Source organism: Providencia vermicola, from assembly GCF_020381325.1.
Lineage (GTDB): Bacteria > Pseudomonadota > Gammaproteobacteria > Enterobacterales > Enterobacteriaceae > Providencia > Providencia vermicola.
Genome location: NZ_JAGSPI010000006.1, coordinates 189,507 through 208,217 on the forward strand (window position 1 = coordinate 189,507; position 18,711 = coordinate 208,217).

The window sequence follows — 18,711 nt, forward strand, 5'->3', positions numbered from 1 at the left end:
TAGCCGACGAGAAAGGGCATCAAAGAAAGTGCGATTTAAGCAATAAAATATGGGAGAGCAATCACTTAGCGCAATTTGATGATTGAGATAAGAGATGAAAGGGTGAGATAGACTCTCACCCTTCAGACTGCTGACAAACCGATTAGGTTTGACGGCAGGTTGGATTGGTTTTGAAAATAGACGAGGAAAATCAATTCATTGATTTTCGGCTGATAACACAAAGCAGGAAAAACCACGCTTTTATCTTGCTTTGTCAACAACCTCAAGGGTGAGATAGACTCTCACCCTTTTTAAAGATTATTCCTCAGGTTTAAAGCGCAGTAGACGGTTTGCGTTACTCACTACAGTGATAGAGGAGAGTGCCATCGCTGCTCCTGCAACCACAGGGTTAAGTAAAGTCCCTGTGAGTGGGTATAAAATACCTGCCGCAATTGGGATCCCCAGCGTGTTATATATAAAGGCACCAAATAGGTTTTGCTTCATATTACGCAGTGTCCCTTTTGAGATAGAAACCGCGTCAGCAACACCGTGTAAGCTTTGGCGCATCAGGGTGATCGACGCTGTTTCAATGGCGATATCACTACCACCGCCCATCGCAATACCCACATCAGCACGGGCCAGTGCAGGGGCATCATTAATGCCATCACCGACCATCGCTACTTTATGACCTTTCGCTTGCAGGGCTTCAATGGCAGCTGATTTACCATCAGGCATGACGCCAGCAATCACTTCATCAATACCTGCTTCTTTAGCGATAGCATTTGCAGTTACTGGATTATCCCCTGTTAACATTACCAAGCGAAAGCCTTGTTTATGTAAGCGAGCAAGGGCACTGATGCTGTCTTCACGCAATGGGTCACGAATAGATAACAACGCAGCGACTTTCCCCTCAACGGCCAACAGAACAGGGGTCACCCCCTGAGAGGCTTGCTGATGCAGAATACCGTCGACATCTGTGGTATCCACACTGCTTTGTGCTAACAGCTTTTGGTTACCTAACAAAATAGTTTTACCATCAATAATGGCGCTTACACCTAAGCCTGCTAGTGTCCTAAATTGCTCATTAGCGGGTAAGGTTAAGCCTTTCGCTTTTGCTAAGACAGCACGCGCTAATGGGTGGTTTGAACCATTTTCCAACGATGCTGCGAGCTGTAATGCGCTGTCCTGATCAAAACCATTAAATACGTGGATATCAGTAACCTGAGGCATACCTTCGGTCAATGTACCTGTTTTATCAAAGACGATGGTGTCCAGTTCGCTAGCTTGCTGAAGAGCATCCGCATCACGGACTAACACCCCGAACTCAGCTGCACGACCGACACCTGAAATTATCGACATCGGCGTTGCTAGTCCTAAAGCACATGGACAGGCAATGATTAATACAGTCGTAGTGATAACCAAGGCGTAAGTAATTTGTGGCGCAGGGCCAATAAAGTACCAGATAGCGCCTGAAATTAATGCAATAGCAACAACTACAGGGACAAACACGGCGGAAATTTTATCCGCCATTTGGCCAATTTGCGGTTTACTACTTTGTGCTTGACGAACAAGGTGAATAATTCGCGCTAATGTGGTCTGGCTTCCCACTGCCGCGGCGCGAAAGAGTACCGTACCATCTTGCACGACAGTACCTGCATGCACTGGATCACCTTTACTTTTTTGCTGCGGGATAGGTTCACCCGTCAGCATCGCTTCGTCTAACCAAACTTCCCCTTCGATGATTTCCCCATCGACAGGTACGCGGTCACCCGTCGCTAAGCGTAAGATCATGCCTTTTTTAACCTGCTCCAATGGCATGTCAACTTCGCCTTGCTCCGTCACAACGCGTGCAGTCGGCGGTGTTAAATCTAACAACCTTTCAAGGGCTTTGGAGGAACGTTGGCGTGCCCGTTGTTCTAAAGCGTGACCAAGGTTAATCAGACCGATGATCATCGCACTGGCTTCGTAATAAAGATGGCGAGCTTGATCAGGGAACCATTCAGGCCAAATATTAACGACGATAGAGTAGAGCCAGGCAGCCCCAGTACCCAGTGCAACCAAGGTATCCATGGTGGCACTGCCATTTTTTAAACTTTGCCATGCACTGCGATAAAAATGCCCACCGGCGAACACCATTACTAGGAAGGTTAATACCCCAATGGTAAGCCATGTGGTGTGATTTTGCTCCGTCAATACCATATTATCGCCCATCATCCCCCATACCATCACAGGGATACCAAGGGCTAAGGCTAAGGCAGATTGCCAACGGAAACGGCGCATATTGGCTTGAGCAACTTCTTGTTGGCGTTCACGACGTTTGGCTTCATCTTGAATGATTTCAGCGCCATAACCTGCTTTTATCACGGCATTGATCAGGTCATCTGGCTTGGCAGTTCCTGTCACTAATGCGCTGCGCTCGGCTAAATTCACTCGTGCGTTTTCCACACCAGGAACGCTGCTGAGTGCTTTTTGTACTTTATTTACACAGCTCGCACAGGTCATGCCATCAAGCAATAACTGCACGCTGTCATCGGTTGGGTCGATGTCAGGTTGCTCACCTAAATCAGACTCTTGTGCCGGAATGTCACAAATTGCCGCTGAATCAGCATCCGGCTGTTCAGTTTGGGTAGTCAGCGGCTCAGTTTTTGGGTAGGATTCACCTTCTTTGGCTTGGTAACCTGCCGCTTCAACTGCCGCAATCAACGCCGAAACTGGTGCTGAGCCTTGCACGACTGCGGAGGTTGTATCCACTTGTGCGCTTATAACGCCATCAACGGCTTCAAGTGCTTGTTGGGTTTTCGCCGCACATTTCATGCAGCTTAACCCTGAAAGGGATAACGTCACCTCATTGGATTGTGGCAGCTGAGCCTTAAAGCCTGCTTGCTCAACCGCCGCAATTAAGGTTTGAGCATCAGCGGAGCCATATACTTTTGCCTGTGTTGTATTGACAAGCGCAGCCGCAACACCTTCAACCTCTTCGAGGGCTTTTTGAGTTTTGCCTGCACACTTCATGCAATTCAAACCCGAAAGCTGTAATTCGACATCAGGTATTGATGCAACTTCGGCTTCATAGCCTGCTTCAGTAATTGTGCTGATGATATCAGCAACATTGGCATCACTTTCTAATGTTGCATAATCGATAGTGACGTTTAAATTTGCCACATCACCACGCGCTTCTAATGCTTTAGTGACAGAGCCGACACAGTGCATGCAGCTTAGTCCCTGTAATTTTAGGATAATTTTGTTACTCATTTTGCAGCCTCCGAACCCGTTAGATGAATTGGGTCTATAACTTTATCGACAATTAGGTCTATAATTCGACTATGAGCAAAGGTTACACCTTCCAGCAAGGTTAAGGTCAAGGGGTTATTATGAATATTAGTGAAATTGCCAAAAAAACAGGCCTAACTGCAAAAGCCATCCGTTTTTATGAAGATAAAGGGCTGATCACACCTCCGGAAAGGGGGGAGAATAGTTATCGCTATTATCAAGAACGGCACTTAAATGAACTGGTATTGCTTAAACAAGCCAAAGATGTTGGTTTTACCTTGGACGAATGTGGTGAGTTATTGGGGTTGTTTCGTAATCCAACCAGACATAGCGCCGATGTGAAAAGCACGACAATTGCTAAGATAGATGAAATAGAGCAGACAATTTTTAAACTGTCTGCAATCCGCGATACATTACAGGAGCTGGTGGATGTGTGCCCAGGAGATGATGGCGCTGACTGCCCGATTATTGACCACCTGGCACGTGGCTGCTGTCATCACCAGAAGGCTTAACTTGCAATGTAATACCATCAACGGCGATGACCACCACTTCAGTATTAGCAAGAAGTGGGACGTCGCTGTAAACCCGCCAGCTGCCATCAGCAAGGCGAACACGGCTAAAGCCTTCATCGGTATCTGTTAACAAACGCGCTTTAACCCCCACAAGTTGGTGGCTGATTTGATTGACATCGTCAGCTTTGCTTTTTTTACGGCCGCTTAACCATTTGCGCCATAACACAGCGGAAACGAGGGTAAAAATAGCAAATAGAATCCCTTGCCACTCCCAACTTAAAAATGGCAAAGCCCAAGTCAATAAACCAACGGCAACGGCGGCAATTCCAGACCAAAGTAAGTAGCCGCCTGTGCCAAGTAATTCGGCAATCAGCAATAGCCCCCCAAGGCACAGCCAAAACCATGCCGGCTGAGCGCTGATAAGCTCTATCATTCTTTTGCCTTTTGTGTTGTTTTTTTGCTTTCGCTAATGAGCTCGGTAATACCGCCAATAGCACCCATTAAATTGCTGGCTTCTAATGGCATCATAATCACTTTGCTATTTTGTGCCGAGCCAATACTGGTTAACGCATCCGTGTATTTTTGTGCCACGAAGTAGTTAATGGCTTGCATATCCCCAGCGGCAATTGCTTCAGATACCATTTGGGTGGCTCTTGCTTCTGCTTCAGCAGCCCTTTCACGCGCTTCTGCTTGCAAGAAAGCAGACTGCCTTTCCCCTTCGGCTTTTAAAATTTGTGATTGTTTTTCACCTTCAGCTTTAAGGATTGCCGCTTGACGAATACCTTCTGCCTCTAAAATATCGGCACGTTTTGTTCTTTCCGCTTTCATCTGCGCATTCATAGCACTGATAAGCTCTTTTGGCGGTTTCACATCACGAATTTCAATACGGGTGATTTTCACACCCCATGGGTTCGTCGCTTCATCCACCACATGCAATAAGCGGGAGTTGATCGAATCTCGTTGAGACAGCATTTCATCAAGTTCCATAGACCCTAACACGGTACGAATATTGGTCATTGTTAGGTTAAGCACAGACAGTTCTAGATTACTGACTTCATAAGCGGCGCGAACTGGGTCGACCACTTGGATAAAGCACACGGCATCGATAGTGACGTTGGCGTTATCCCGCGAGATGACTTCTTGTGATGGGATATCAAGGACTTGTTCCATCATATTGATACGACGGCCGATTTTGTCCATAAATGGCACAATAATATGCAGCCCAGGTTGCAATGTACGGGTGTAACGCCCAAAACGTTCAACTGTCCATTGAAACCCTTGCGGTACTGTTTTAACGCAGGTGAAAACAATAACGATAGCCACAAAAATAATAATCGGAATGGCACCAAAGGCGAACAAGTCCATATCTACCCCTTAATTAATAAAGTAATGAATACATTTGGCGGCGATATTTACTCGCAATCGCATCGCCAGTACCCATGGCGGACATAATATCCATCATGGTTTTTCTCACGGCGCCGTCACCCGCGCCTAAATCTTTACGTAAGAAGCTAAATAACATTTCAAGGGCTTCTTCGTTACGGTTCACTTCATGTAATTTTAGTGCTAATTGAACGGCTAACGTGGTATTTTGCGGATCTTGATTAAATTCGTCCTGTAATTGTTGAATTTCAGGGGTATCCGCCGCTTGTTTTAACAATTCAATTTGCGCAATCAGTCCTTGATAACGACTGTCTTTGTCTTGTAATGGCACTACGTCTAATGTGGTTTGTGCGTCATCGACTAATTTTAGGCTAATTTGTGTTTCTGCTAATAACAGGGTGATATCGCTATTTTTTGGGTTTAATTGGTGCGCTTCTTTTAACAGTGGCAAGGCTTCTTGTGTTTTACCTTCCGCAATTAATTCAGCCGCTTGTGCTGCTTTCAACTCTTCAGGGCTTGGTAGAACACGAGATAAAATCTCTAACACGACCTCTTCTGGCTGCGGCCCTTCAAAGCCATCAACTGGGCGACCATTTTGCAGAACATATACCGTTGGGATGGCTTTTAAGCCAAACTGGCTGGCAATCATTTGCTCTTCGTCACAGTTAACTTTAGCTAAGATATATAAACCTGCGTAGTCGTTGGCAATTTTTTCCAACATTGTGCCAAACTCTTGGCAATGAGGGCTACGAGGTGACCAAAAGTAAAACATGACGGGTAAGTTCATTGATTGTTCAATGACTTGATGAAGATTAGTTTCGTTAATATCAATAATTTGTGCGTTATTCGCAAACATAGGGTATCTCTTTTGAATGAGTTAGCATTAATAGTAGAGTGGGGCTTATTTTGCTTTTTTCAAGCCTTTTTTCCCTGATTTGCCAGTATTTTATCCATCAGTTTGTCAGGTAAAACACGTTTAAGCACTCGGACTGCCACGGTTAAAAGCGTGACAGAATAACGCACGCGTGGGCGTGGGCTTTCCAGCGCATGGATTAGCTTTTCAACCACATGTTCTGGGGTTAAAGTAAAGCGCGAGGCGATCCCAGGGTTTTTAACAGGTTTATCTTTTTGAGTTTGTTCAACATTTTGAGTGAATGCCGTGTGAATTGGCCCTGGTTCAATTAAACTCACGAAAACACCACTGCCTTTCAGTTCTAACCGTAAGGCATCTGACCAACCTTCCAAGGCATATTTGCTCGCTGCATAAGCACCACGACCAGGAGTAGAGATAATGCCCATCACCGAACTGGTTTGCACAATGCGCCCTTCGCTGTGCGCTAGCATGGCGGGCAGCAGTTGGAAGGTCAATTGGTGCACGCCGAAAAAATTTGTCGAAAACTGAGCTTCGAGTTGTTCCCGACTTACACTGTTCAATGGCCCATAAACCCCAAAACCCGCATTGTTGAATAATCCGAAAAGGCGGTGATTACAGAGTGTTAGCACCTTTTGTGCTGCATTATCTATGCTACTCTTATCATCAAGGTCAAGGGTAACAGCATCGAAACCAAGGTTTTTTAAGCGTAATATATCGCTTTCTTTGCGACAAGCGACAATGACATGGTAGCCACGCTGGCGTAGCGTTTGTGCAGCACAAAAGCCAATACCGCTTGATGCTCCTGTGATCAGAACTGATTTTCCGTTTCGTGCTGATGTTTGCATAACTTTACCTTCATTTCATGCAACTGAATATATTTCGCGTATAAAGAGGCCTTTATCGCGTTTGTTTACTCTCTATTTTACTTGTTTGAGGGTAAAATATGTGCGGAAAGTTGTTTTTCCATAAAGTCAGCGATGGATGGCTGAGCCTCAACAGTCGGGTGTATCCCATCTTGTTGTATCCATTCAGGCTTAGTGATGACTGTCTCCATGTAAAAGGGCAGCAACGGAATTTGATTGCTATCCGCCAATTTCGGATACACTTTTTCAAAGCTTGTTGTATAACGTTTTCCATAATTTGGTGGAATACGAATTTGCATTAAGAGCGGTTTTGCACCCGATTGCACGATTTGGTCGATTATTTGCTGTAAATTAATTTCCAGTTGTTCGACAGGCAAGCCTTGCAGGCCATCGTTAGCACCGAGCTCAATCAACACCCAGCTCGGTTTATTTTGTTCCAATAAGGCAGAAAGGCGTTCCAGCCCTTGTGCTGATGTATTGCCGCTAATGCTACCATTGACCACCTCAATAGGTGGAGACAGTTTCTGCCAGCGGTCGGCAAGCAAAGAGGCCCACGCCTGCTCAGCGGGTAAACGGTAGCCTGCACTTAGGCTATCACCTAAGATCAATAGCTTAGTTGACGCAAGGGCGTGTCCACTTGCAGTCAGTAACAGGAGAAAAACCAATATATGTCGGCGAATAATATTCTTGAAGTTCATCATCTCATTAAACGTGTTGGTCAAGGTGAACATGAACTGACTATATTGCAAGGTGTTGAGCTAATTGTCGAGTCTGGTCAAACAATTGCTTTAATTGGCGAGTCAGGATCGGGGAAATCAACTCTGCTTGGGATCATTGCGGGCTTAGATGACGGCACGAGTGGCTCGGTCAATTTATTGGGGCAAGACCTGACCCGTATGGATGAAGAGGAACGAGCTCGTTTGCGCGCGCAAAGCGTGGGGTTTGTGTTCCAATCGTTTATGTTAATCCCTACATTAAATGCGATTGAAAACGTGCAGTTACCTTCCTTGTTGCGTGGAGAGTCAGAGTCATCTAGCCACCAACATGCCGCTGAGTTACTGACCGATTTAGGCTTAAAAGATCGCATGAAGCATATGCCGCCACAACTTTCTGGTGGCGAACAACAGCGTGTGGCACTGGCTCGCGCATTTAACGGCCGTCCACAAATTTTATTTGCCGATGAGCCGACAGGTAACCTCGATAGACAAACGGGGGATAAAATTGCGGACTTACTGTTTGCCATGAATAAAGAACATGGTACTACGCTGATTTTAGTTACACACGATAACGAACTCGCTGCACGTTGCCAGCGTCGCTTACGCTTAGTTGATGGTCAACTGAGGGAAGAAGCATGATTTGGCGTTGGTTTTGGCGTGAATGGAAAACGCCGTCATTATTGATTGTCTGGTTAGCACTCACGCTCGCCGTTGCCTGTGTTTTAGCGTTAGGGCGCATTAGTGATCGTATCGAAAACAGCATGAGCTACCAAAGCCGTGAGCTGCTTGCAGGGGATCTGGTTCTACGTTCCTCACACCCGAGTGAGCCTGCTTGGTTGCAAGAAGCACAAAAAGACGGATTAAAACTGAGCCAGCAGATATCATTTTCGACGATGGCTTATGCAACGGAAGATGAAGATGCCCGGCCTCAACTGGTGTTAGTCAAAGCCGCCGATAAGGCTTATCCGCTGTATGGCGGATTAGTCACAGAACCTGAGGGGCTAGTACCAACCCGAGGGGAGGTGTTAGTGGCACCTCGCTTATTAGAGTTATTGAACCTGAATATTGGCGATAATATTGATATCGGCGATGCGACGTTAAAGGTTTCAGGGAAATTAATCCAAGAGCCTGATAGTGGCTTCAATCCATTCCAAATTGCCCCTCGAGTATTAATTGCGATTGAAGATGCACCATTAACGGGGGCGATTCAGTTAGGTAGCCGTTTAACCTATCGCGATATGTTCGCGGGTGATAGCCAAGTTATCGATGCATTTAAGCAAAAGTTTGATAAAGAACTGCGTAATGACCAGCGATGGTATACCTTAAGTGAAGACAATGGTGCGGTGGGGAAAACCTTCCAACGTGCTCAGCAATTTTTGTTGTTATCCGTATTATTAACCTTATTACTGGCGATTGCAGCTGTTGTGGTTTCCATGACCCACTATTGCCGTAGCCGCCATCAGCTTATTGCGGTTCTAAAAACACTTGGGGCGGGGCGCAGTGCGCTGCGTAAATGGATCATTGGCCAGTGGTTAGTCATTTTAGTGGCCGCGGCGTTATTAGGTTCATTATTAGGGCTAGCCTTTGAAGGCATTTTGATGCAAATTCTAGGCGCAATGCTGCCAAAAGAGTTGCCACCTGCTAGTTTAATGCCATGGGTGTGGGCAATTGGTACATTGTTTATCATTGCTATCATCGTAGGCAGTCGTCCTTATTATCAATTGATGGCGACGCAACCTTCACGGGTGTTACGTGAGGATGCAAAATCTCCAGTATGGCCGCTGCATTATTATCTTCCCGTGGTGAGTTTAATTGTTGTGGGGGGATTATTTCTTTTTGCTGGCGTGAACCCACTTTTATGGTCGATTCTTGCAGGGATTGTTGTCGTTGCGATTTTATTGGCTTTAATTGGTTGGGTCGGGCTTTGGGGGCTGCGCCATATTAAATTTCGCCAGCTGAGTTTACGCCTTTCAGTCAGCCGCTTATTGCGCCAACCGTTGCAAACTATCACCCAAATGAGCGCCTTTTCGCTCTCGTTTATGTTATTGGCATTATTAATTTTAGTGCGCGGGGATTTGCTTGATCGTTGGCAGCAACAGTTACCTGCGGATAGCCCCAATTATTTTCTTATCAATATGAATGCGTCTCAGCTTGAGCCTGTGACACAACTATTGGCACAGCACCAAGTTGTTCCCACCGAGTTTAACCCTGTGGTATTGGCACGCTTAACGGATATTAATGATCAATCGGCGATTGAGTGGGCCGATAAACGCGATCCGAATAATAACACGGTGAGGCGTGAACTCAGTTTAACGTGGCAATCTCAATTGGCTCCTGCGAATATCGTGAATGAAGGCACGTGGCCGCCGAAAGCGGGAGAGGTTTCCATTGAACAAACTGTGGTGAAAGAGCTAGGGTTAAAATTGGGGGATAAACTGACATTTAATGCAGGAGCCCAAGTTTTTACGGCGACAGTAAGCAGTATCCGCACTGTGGATTGGGAAAGTTTACGACCGAATTTCTACTTTATTTTTTCGGAAGAAAGCTTGTCGAAAATGCCAGCAACATGGCTGAGTAGTTTCCATTATGAGGGGGATGGCCAGTTATTGACGCAACTTAGCCGCCATTACCCAACCATCAATGTGCTGGATACAGGGGCGATCATTACACAGATTCAGCAAATCCTTCAGCAAGTCAGCCAAGCTCTTGAAGTGATGGTCGTCTTAGTGATTTTCTGTGGCTTGCTGCTATTGTTGGCACAGATTCAAGTGGGAATGAGCCAACGTGAGCGCGAACTGGTGGTCTATCGCACCTTAGGTGCGAGCAGAAAGCTGATGCGCAGAACGTTATGGAGCGAGTTTGCATTACTTGGCTTAATGGCAGGCCTTGCTGCGGCCTTTGGGGCTGAGATTGCCTTGTGGTTATTGCAAAGCAAAGTGTTTGATTTCCCATGGCAACCTGAATGGCGTATGTGGGTATTATTACCGCTGTGCGCAGCTATTTTGTTGTCGATTTGCGGGGGATGGTTAGGTCTTCGCTTATTAGGAACAGGTAGCCAGCACCGTCGATTACCCAATGGGTGATTAGTTTATAGGGAATAATTGGGCGTGAAATTATTTGCGCCCAATTAAAATAACTGTCTTCAATCCTTCACAAAACCGTCATTCACTCAGGTTATGATTCCGCCGTCGATTATTGATAGCCTTAAAATGGAAACATAACCATGCAGCATAAAAATTCAATTACACGCCCAGTTAAACAGATGTTGGGTTCATTTTCTTTACTGGCAAGTTTGATTTCATTTAGCTTCTCAGGGTTTGCTCAACAAGAAGTGCCTGCCACATTAATGGGGCATTCCATTCTTTCCGTTGATTCCACTGTTCCAGCGCCACAAGATGCGCCTGCAGACCTGCAAGTGAGTGGCAAATTCACCACTGGCACACGCGTTGATACCCTCGGTAAAGTCGAAGGAAAATCCGCTGATCGTCCAACGGGGAAACACATTCCAATCAAAGGGCAGCCATTGCAAGGCCATTCAGGAATTAAACGAATGGCGGATGGCACCTATTGGGTGTTAACGGATAATGGGTTCGGTAATAAAGTGAATTCACCAGACTCTATGCTATATGTGACACAATACGATATCGATTTTAAATCAGGCAAAACAACACCACTCAAAACGGTTTTTTTCCATGATCCCGACAAAATTATTCCTTTTCACATTATTAATGAGAGCACAAAGGAACGTTACTTAACGGGCAGCGACTTCGACCCAGAAAGTTTTCAATTTGCTAATGGTGCATTATGGGTAGGGGATGAATTTGGCCCATACCTGATAAAAATGGATTTGGATGGCAAAGTGTTAGCCCTGTTTGAAACACAGGTTGATGGCAAAAAAGTAGTTTCTCCAGACCACTACCAAGTCACCACACCAGGCAAACCAACAGATAAAGTGACTTTCCAAGTGAATCGCTCAAAAGGGTTTGAAGGTATGGCTTCCTCGCCAGACGGTTCAAAACTGTACCCAATGCTTGAAGGGGCAATTTGGGTTGATGAAAAACAAGATTATGAAAATGTGGATGGCAATCGCACTGCACGCATTCTTGAGTTCGATGTAAAAAAACAAGATTGGACAGGCAGAAGCTGGCTGTATGTGTTCGAAGATAACCAAAATGCTATCGGCGATTTTAATTTAATCGATGACACACACGGTTTAATCATCGAACGTGATAATGGCGAGGGGACATCGGATAAAGCCTGCGCGGCAGGAAGTACGAACACGGAAAATTGCTTTAGTAACTTAGCGAAATTTAAGCGTGTATACCGTATTGAGTTTTCAGACAAAAACGTCGGTGGAGCGGTTGATAAGCAAGCGTATATTGATTTAATGAATATTAAAGACCCAAATAGTCAGGCAAGAAAACCACTGAATAATGGCGTGTTTACTTTCCCATTCTTTACGATTGAAAATGTGGATGTGGTCGACGGTGAACATATCATTGTCGGGAATGACAATAACTATCCATTCTCATCAAGCCGTGAGCCAAATCAAGCCGATGATAATGAATTTATTCTGTTAAACGTCCCTGAATTGTTAAAGCCTTGATTGAATTTGTGCCACCTCATTGTAGTTTGTCGTGGCACAATGTGAAACGCATGTTTTGATCCAATATCTGGTTTTCTGATTATTTTCCCTTGGTTTTCTCTTTCCCGAGCCTGCGCTCGGGATTTTTTATTTGGTATGGAGTGCTGGCGGTTTCATCATTAATGTTAAGCCGAGGATAACCACCACAGGGGCGGCAATGACTAAAAATGCAGGGGTGAAGCTACCTGTGTAGTCCTTGATCCCACCTGCGATAAATGGCGCTAAACAGGCGATAGTTGAAATCAAGTTAACCACAGAAAATAGCTCTAAATAGGGGCCACGTCCAAAATAGTTTGATAACAAAACACTTGAGGCTAAGAATGTCATGCCGTAACCAATTCCTACGCACAGAACAAATAAAATCAGCCAAAACCAGGAGCTTGCGATACTAAGGAAGATAACACCAAGCACCATGATAATTAAGCTGCCAATCAGCAGTTTTTTCGGCTCTAACCATTCCCCCGCTGCGCCGCCAATAAATCGTGAAAATGCATTAACAAAAGCCATTGTACTGAGTAATGAAACTGCAACGGTCATACCAAAGCCACGTTCTTCAATATGAGCGACAGCAAAACTATTCACAGTGATCCCGCACCATAAAAAGGAGGTATAAGTCGCAGCGATTAAATAAAATTGCCATGTACGCAGTGCGCGTCCAACGGTCCACACTTCAGCTGTACGATAAATGGGTTTGCTTGCATCACTGACTTGTTTTTGCATCACTTTCTTGGCATGTTCTTGCTCTTGTTTGCCTTCACGTAACATAAAGATAGTGATTAACGTGATGATACTGAGGTAAATAGCGCACAGAACCCAGTGCATGCGCCACGAGCCCAATTGGTTTGAGGCATAGAAATAAATCCATGGCCCTGCAACTCCACCAAGCCCACCAATGGTGAAATATAAGCCAAAAGCGAGGGACTGTTTTTCAAATAATCGGGAAAGCACGTAAGTGCCAGGCACCGTGGCTAATAAGGTAAAACCGATACCAATCAAGGCTGTACCTAAGAAATACGTACTAATGGTGTTGGTGGAATACAGGCTATAAAACCCAGCGACAAAGACTAAGGTACCCAGCAGCAATGTGGCTCGCACGCCAACTTTACGGATCAGTAAAGAGGGAAGAAAGCTTGCTAGTCCGCAAGTTAAACCTAATAAGGTAAAACCAAAACCCGCTTCACTCCAGCTCCACTTTAGCTCGCTGATCATTTCTGGCAATACAACGCCTAAAGAGGTGAAAGTCGTGGCTGTGGCTAAAAAATAAACTAACCCTAATAGAATTAAAATACACCACTGATAAAACGGACTAAAATGCTGCGAGGACATAGTAACTCCAGTCATGCCGCACACCTTTAGTCAGGAGAATTATCATCTGGATGACGGCGAAAATAGCAAAATGCCCGAAAACAAGTTCGGGCATCGATTAAGGCTATTTTCCCTATTTATTGGTGAGAGTACCAGTCTAATTTTTCATTTGCCCACTCAATGCCACTTTTATACTCATTTGGTAAGAGTGGAATGAGTGCACTGAGCGTTTCGGTTAGCTGATTACAGTCACTGTGGGAGATGTTTAAATGGCCAACTTTGCGGGCTGGACGCACCTCTTTTTCATACCAATGCAGGTGGACTAGTGGCAAATTGAGCCAATCGATATTCACATCAGTACCGATTAAGTTCACCATTACCGCAGGGCTGTATACTTCAGGGGATGGCATTGGTAGATTCAATATGGCACGCAAATGCAACTCAAATTGGCTGATTGAGGCACCATTTTGTGTCCAATGTCCACTGTTATGTACGCGAGGGGCAATTTCGTTGATCAGCAGTTTATCGCCCACAACAAAGCATTCCATCGCCATCACACCAATATAGCCGAGCTCATTCATTACAGCGCTTAACATCGCTTGAGCTTGATCTTGCTGAGGATTGGTGGATTTCGGAAAAGCGACACTGGTACGCAGGATGCCTTCTTGGTGCAGATTGTGGGTGATAGGGTAAAAAACCGACTCCCCAGCAGCATTACGAGCGCCAATCACAGAGACTTCGGCATCAAAAGGGATGCCTTGCTCTACAATGCACTCACCGTAAATTTCAGCGGGGAGACTGAGTTCGTCACCTGGGCGTACACGCCATTGGCCGCGCCCGTCATAGCCACCTGTTCGGCGTTTAACTATCAGAAAATCACCCAGTGATGCAAACAATTCAGGCCATTGCTTAGGGGATTCGAGCAGTACCCAAGGGGCGGTTGACAAATTTAAGCTATCAAACAGGCTTTTTTGTGGGAAGCGGTCAGCTAAACGCGGGAAAATATCGCGGTTGATAAAAGCATTGTGCCTAGCTAACTCTTTAGTCAAAGGCGTTTCAGGCCAACGCTCGATTTCAGCGGTGATCACGCTTTGTTGATAAGGAACCGCTTCAGGCTCTGCATCCAATCCGACAGGGAAAACGGCGATACCTAATGGTTCGCCAGCTTGGCGCAGCATGCGACCCAGCTGACCGTTGCCCAGTACGCAAACGGGTTTCATTACGCATTCCTCGGGTCTGGGTTATTGAGTACGTCGTTAGTTTGTGTTTCACGCCAAGTGGATAAGCGATTAAAAACGGCAGTATCTGCAATGGCTAATACTTGCGCCGCTAACAGCGCGGCATTTGCTGCACCGGCTTTACCAATAGCAAGCGTCCCCACGGGGATTCCTTTTGGCATCTGAACGATGGAATATAAGCTATCAACGCCACTGAGTGCCGCGCTTTGTACAGGAACACCAAAAACAGGCACTAAGGTTTTGGCCGCTATCATACCTGGTAGGTGAGCTGCACCACCTGCACCTGCAATGATCACATCAAAACCATTTTCTTTGGCGGTTTCGGCAAACGAAAACAGTTTATCGGGTGTGCGGTGTGCAGAAACAATTTCGACGTGAAAAGGAATTTGGAGTTCGGTTAATACATCAGCAGCGTGCTGCATGGTCGTCCAATCACTTTTCGAACCCATAACAATGGCGATTTTTGCCGCAGATTGAGCAGAAGCTTGGGCAGTCATTTGGTGCTTTCCTGTATTGAAAAAAACGTCACCCGAAGGTGGAGAATTGAATTGAGTCGATCATATCATGACAAAGCAGCAAGGAAAACGTTTGCGTGACTAATAAATAAGCAAACGGTCGCGTTTACGACCAAGAACTTTCATGGGGATTATTCGAAGGGAAAGAAAATCAGTTCGATACCGTGTTCATTAATGACAAAGGCTGAGCCTTCATGGTGCCATGCACCTAATACACCACGAAAATGTAGCCTGCCATCAATATTGATTTCATGAATAGCTGGGCGGTGGGTATGGCCATGAATCATCCACTGCGCTTTGTGTCTTTGTAATGCATTAACAACAGCTTGTGGATTAACATCCATGATAGACTCGGCTTTCATGCTACTGGCGTACTGGCTATTTTCGCGCATTTTCTGTGCTATTCGGCGGCGAATAAACAGAGGGAGCGTGAGAAAAATACGTTGTATCCAAGGCGTGTGAACTTTTTTGCGGTAGTTTTGATAAGCCATATCATCGGTGCATAAGGTATCACCGTGTAGAATTAAAATGCGCTTATCATAAATATCGAGAACAGTTTCTTGGGGTAAAATCGTCATTCCACACTGCTTGGCATAGCGTTTACCAATTAAAAAATCACGGTTGCCATGTATAAAGTAACAAGGAATGCCTTTAGCCGTGAGCTGTTTTAGCTCGTTCGCGACGCGCTGATGAAGCGGGTTATAGTCATCATCGCCCACCCAATAATTGAAAAAATCACCGAGGATATACAGGCTATCGGCGTGGATGGCTTGTTGTTGAATAAAATTGATAAAACCGGCGGTGATCGCCGGTTCATCTTCACTCAAATGCAGATCTGCAATGATGTAAGTAGACATAGAGACAGGATTACTCGCTGACAGTCACTTTTTCGATCACAACATCTTCACGAGGAACGTCTTGGTGGAAACCGCTACGGCCAGTTGAAACGCCTTTGATTTTATCAACCACGTCCATACCTTCAACAACTTCAGCAAATACGCAGTAACCCCAACCATCTGGGCGCTCTGAACGGAAGTTTAAGAAGTCATTATCAACGACGTTGATAAAGAATTGTGCAGTGGCAGAGTGTGGGTCGTTAGTACGAGCCATTGCCAGTGTGCCACGGGTATTTTTTACACCGTTGTTTGCTTCGTTTTTAATAGGCGCTTTCGTGTTTTTTTGTTCCATGCCCGGCTCAAAACCACCGCCTTGGATCATGAAGCCGTTAATAACACGGTGGAAAATGGTATTATTGTAGAAACCTTCACGGCAGTAAGTTAAAAAGTTTTCGACGGTGACTGGCGCTTTATCGTCAAACGTTTTGATAACAATGTCGCCGTGATTGGTATGAAATGTAACCATAATAGCTATCCTGAATAATTGTTTTTTGTGCGCTATCTTGCGAAAGCGTTGAGATCTGCACGTTTATATCACAGATAAAACCTGACTTGAAGCGACAGTGCGTTTTGCGGGTGCTTTATAGCATAATAGGTGTGTATTAAATGCCTGTTGAAATCGAAAAGGAAAGGCGGGGTAAACCCTTGCATTCTTAAGGTGATCGGGGTTCAATAACATGGTATTTTACCGATAGAAATCGATAATCATTTTTCACTTACATGGAAAAGTCCAGATGCTGCAAATTTTTAATACACTAAGTCGCCAAAAAGAAGAGTTTAAGCCCATCCACGCAGGAAAGATTGGGATGTATGTGTGTGGCATCACTATCTACGACTTGTGTCATATCGGTCATGGCCGGACATTTGTGGCATTTGATGCAATCAGTCGCTTTTTGCGTTATTCAGGTTATGATTTGAATTATGTTCGTAATGTCACGGATATTGACGATAAAATCATTAAACGTGCCGCAGAAAATAACGAAAGTGTTGAAGAGCTCACCACTCGCATGTTAGCGGAAATGCACAAAGATTTTGATGCATTGAATATTCTTCGTCCGGATAGCGAGCCACGTGCAACGCGCCATATCAGCGAAATTATTGAGCTGACGGAAAGCTTAATTGAACGTGGTCATGCTTATGTTGCAGATAACGGCGATGTGATGTTCGAAGTGAAAACCGACCCAAATTACGGCTTGCTATCTCGCCAAGATTTAGAACAACTTCAAGCGGGTGCGCGTGTTGAAGTGGCGGATGTTAAACGCAATCCAATGGACTTCGTGCTGTGGAAAATGTCCAAAGAAGGTGAGCCAAGCTGGGAATCACCTTGGGGTTTAGGTCGTCCGGGCTGGCACATTGAATGTTCGGCGATGAACAGCAAAACATTGGGTAATCATTTTGATATTCACGGCGGCGGCTCAGATTTAATGTTTCCGCATCATGAAAATGAGATTGCTCAATCCACTTGTGCCCATGATGGCCCGTATGTGAACTATTGGATGCACTCAGGCATGGTCATGGTAGACAGAGAGAAAATGTCGAAGTCTCTCAATAACTTCTTCACCATTCGTGATGTGCTTGAGTATTACGATGCTGAAACTGTGCGTTATTTCCTACTTTCAGGCCATTATCGTAGCCAACTGAATTACACAGAAGAAAACCTGAAACAAGCACGTACCGCGTTAGAGCGTATGTACACTGCATTACGTGGCACAGACAAATCTGCAAAACCAGCGGGCGGAGAAGCCTTTAAAGCCCGTTTCGTTGAAGCGATGAACGATGATTTTAATACGCCGGAAGCCTATTCTGTGTTATTTGACATGGTGCGTGAAATCAATCGTTTGAAAGCGGAAGATATGACTGCGGCTAATGGTATGGCTGCAGAACTGCGTGAACTAGCAGGTGTGCTCGGTTTACTAGAACAAGATCCAGAAAACTTCCTAAAAGGCGGCGCTCAAAGTGAAGATGACGCGGAAGTTGCAAAAATCGAAGTGTTAATTCAGCAGCGATTAGATGCACGTCAAAATAAAGATTGGGCGCAGGCGGATGCGGCACGGGATGAGCTGACAGCGATGGGGATTGTGTTGGAGGATTCGTCTGCGGGGACAACGTGGCGCCGTAAATAAGCACCTACGCGTCATATTTCGCGCTGTGGCGGTGTTGCCATCACTTGGCTACTTGGGTCACATACTTATGTATGCTCCCCAAGCTATCCGCGTTCGGCGCCTAGCCACAACACGAACTATTTAGCGTAGTGGGTGCGTTAAAAAATTAGAATTTGATAAAATTAAACGGTTAGGTATTGATTGATACAATATCTGGCCGTTTTTCTATTTGCTATGAACGTTATTTCGCGCTGTGGCGGTGTTGCCATCACTTGGCTACTTGGGTCACATACTTATGTATGCTCCCCAAGCTATCCGCGTTCGGCGCCTAGCCACAACACGAACTATTTAGCGTAGTGGGTGCGTTAAAAAATTAGAATTTGATAAAATTAAACGGTTAGGTATTGATTGAT

At 45.3% G+C, this 18,711-nt stretch carries 16 protein-coding genes; 5 read left to right on the plus strand and 11 right to left on the minus strand.

Going from position 1 to position 18,711, the window contains the following annotated elements:
* Window positions 1-297: 297 nt before the first annotated feature.
* Window positions 298-3,231, minus strand: a complete 2,934-nt coding sequence (copA, locus tag KDJ85_RS10550; protein ID WP_225819635.1) for a copper-exporting P-type ATPase CopA — start codon at window positions 3,229-3,231, stop codon at window positions 298-300.
* 119 nt (window positions 3,232-3,350) lie between these two features.
* On the opposite strand from copA, the gene cueR reads away from it, so the two are divergent.
* Window positions 3,351-3,761, plus strand: coding sequence for a Cu(I)-responsive transcriptional regulator (cueR, locus tag KDJ85_RS10555; RefSeq protein ID WP_225819636.1), 411 nt, complete (start codon window positions 3,351-3,353; stop codon window positions 3,759-3,761).
* On the opposite strand, the gene KDJ85_RS10560 is transcribed toward cueR, so the two are convergent.
* The 5 genes from KDJ85_RS10560 to tesA form a co-directional block, all read right to left on the minus strand.
* Window positions 3,715-4,194: an NfeD family protein gene (locus tag KDJ85_RS10560; protein ID WP_225819637.1), complete on the minus strand. Its 480-nt coding sequence runs from the start codon at window positions 4,192-4,194 to the stop codon at window positions 3,715-3,717. The genes cueR and KDJ85_RS10560 overlap by 47 nt on opposite strands.
* Window positions 4,191-5,126, minus strand: coding sequence for an SPFH domain-containing protein (locus tag KDJ85_RS10565; protein ID WP_206082909.1), 936 nt, complete (start codon window positions 5,124-5,126; stop codon window positions 4,191-4,193). The genes KDJ85_RS10560 and KDJ85_RS10565 overlap by 4 nt, the downstream gene beginning before the upstream one ends.
* A gap of 13 nt (window positions 5,127-5,139) precedes the next feature.
* Window positions 5,140-6,000 (minus strand): co-chaperone YbbN, encoded by an 861-nt coding sequence (locus tag KDJ85_RS10570; protein ID WP_225819638.1) that lies wholly within the window; start codon window positions 5,998-6,000, stop codon window positions 5,140-5,142.
* 59 nt (window positions 6,001-6,059) lie between these two features.
* Window positions 6,060-6,863: an SDR family oxidoreductase gene (locus KDJ85_RS10575; RefSeq protein ID WP_225819639.1), complete on the minus strand. Its 804-nt coding sequence runs from the start codon at window positions 6,861-6,863 to the stop codon at window positions 6,060-6,062.
* A 77-nt stretch (window positions 6,864-6,940) separates the two neighbouring features.
* Complete coding sequence (gene tesA, locus KDJ85_RS10580; protein ID WP_225819640.1) at window positions 6,941-7,582, minus strand: multifunctional acyl-CoA thioesterase I/protease I/lysophospholipase L1; 642 nt, start codon at window positions 7,580-7,582, stop codon at window positions 6,941-6,943.
* Between tesA and ybbA the strand changes: the two genes are divergently transcribed.
* The 3 genes from ybbA to KDJ85_RS10595 all read left to right on the plus strand — a co-directional run bounded on the left by ybbA (window position 7,550) and on the right by KDJ85_RS10595 (window position 12,203).
* Window positions 7,550-8,236 carry a putative ABC transporter ATP-binding protein YbbA gene (ybbA, locus tag KDJ85_RS10585; RefSeq protein WP_225819641.1) on the plus strand — a complete coding sequence of 229 codons (687 nt, stop codon included), beginning with the start codon at window positions 7,550-7,552 and terminating at the stop codon, window positions 8,234-8,236. The two genes, tesA and ybbA, sit on opposite strands and share 33 nt — an antisense overlap.
* Window positions 8,233-10,680, plus strand: a complete 2,448-nt coding sequence (gene ybbP, locus KDJ85_RS10590; RefSeq protein WP_225819642.1) for a putative ABC transporter permease subunit YbbP — start codon at window positions 8,233-8,235, stop codon at window positions 10,678-10,680. The genes ybbA and ybbP overlap by 4 nt, the downstream gene beginning before the upstream one ends.
* A 179-nt stretch (window positions 10,681-10,859) precedes the next feature.
* Complete coding sequence (locus KDJ85_RS10595) at window positions 10,860-12,203, plus strand: esterase-like activity of phytase family protein (RefSeq protein WP_377210611.1); 1,344 nt, start codon at window positions 10,860-10,862, stop codon at window positions 12,201-12,203.
* 126 nt (window positions 12,204-12,329) lie between these two features.
* Here the strand turns inward: KDJ85_RS10595 and KDJ85_RS10600 are convergent, their stop codons facing one another.
* The 5 genes from KDJ85_RS10600 to ppiB all read right to left on the minus strand — a co-directional run bounded on the left by KDJ85_RS10600 (window position 12,330) and on the right by ppiB (window position 16,662).
* Window positions 12,330-13,568 (minus strand): MFS transporter, encoded by a 1,239-nt coding sequence (locus tag KDJ85_RS10600; RefSeq protein ID WP_206083035.1) that lies wholly within the window; start codon window positions 13,566-13,568, stop codon window positions 12,330-12,332.
* Between the two features lie 116 nt (window positions 13,569-13,684).
* Window positions 13,685-14,767: a 5-(carboxyamino)imidazole ribonucleotide synthase gene (purK, locus tag KDJ85_RS10605; protein WP_225819645.1), complete on the minus strand. Its 1,083-nt coding sequence runs from the start codon at window positions 14,765-14,767 to the stop codon at window positions 13,685-13,687.
* Entirely contained in the window at window positions 14,767-15,282 is a 516-nt protein-coding gene (gene purE / locus KDJ85_RS10610) for a 5-(carboxyamino)imidazole ribonucleotide mutase (RefSeq protein ID WP_225819646.1), read from the minus strand. Before purE ends, purK begins: the two co-directional genes overlap by 1 nt.
* 149 nt (window positions 15,283-15,431) lie before the next feature.
* Window positions 15,432-16,157 carry a UDP-2,3-diacylglucosamine diphosphatase gene (lpxH, locus tag KDJ85_RS10615; RefSeq protein WP_225819647.1) on the minus strand — a complete coding sequence of 242 codons (726 nt, stop codon included), beginning with the start codon at window positions 16,155-16,157 and terminating at the stop codon, window positions 15,432-15,434.
* A gap of 10 nt (window positions 16,158-16,167) precedes the next feature.
* Complete coding sequence (gene ppiB / locus KDJ85_RS10620; protein WP_047756161.1) at window positions 16,168-16,662, minus strand: peptidylprolyl isomerase B; 495 nt, start codon at window positions 16,660-16,662, stop codon at window positions 16,168-16,170.
* Window positions 16,663-16,930: 268 nt separating this feature from the next.
* On the opposite strand from ppiB, the gene cysS reads away from it, so the two are divergent.
* Window positions 16,931-18,319, plus strand: coding sequence for a cysteine--tRNA ligase (gene cysS, locus KDJ85_RS10625; RefSeq protein ID WP_225819648.1), 1,389 nt, complete (start codon window positions 16,931-16,933; stop codon window positions 18,317-18,319).
* Window positions 18,320-18,711 lie beyond the last annotated feature (392 nt).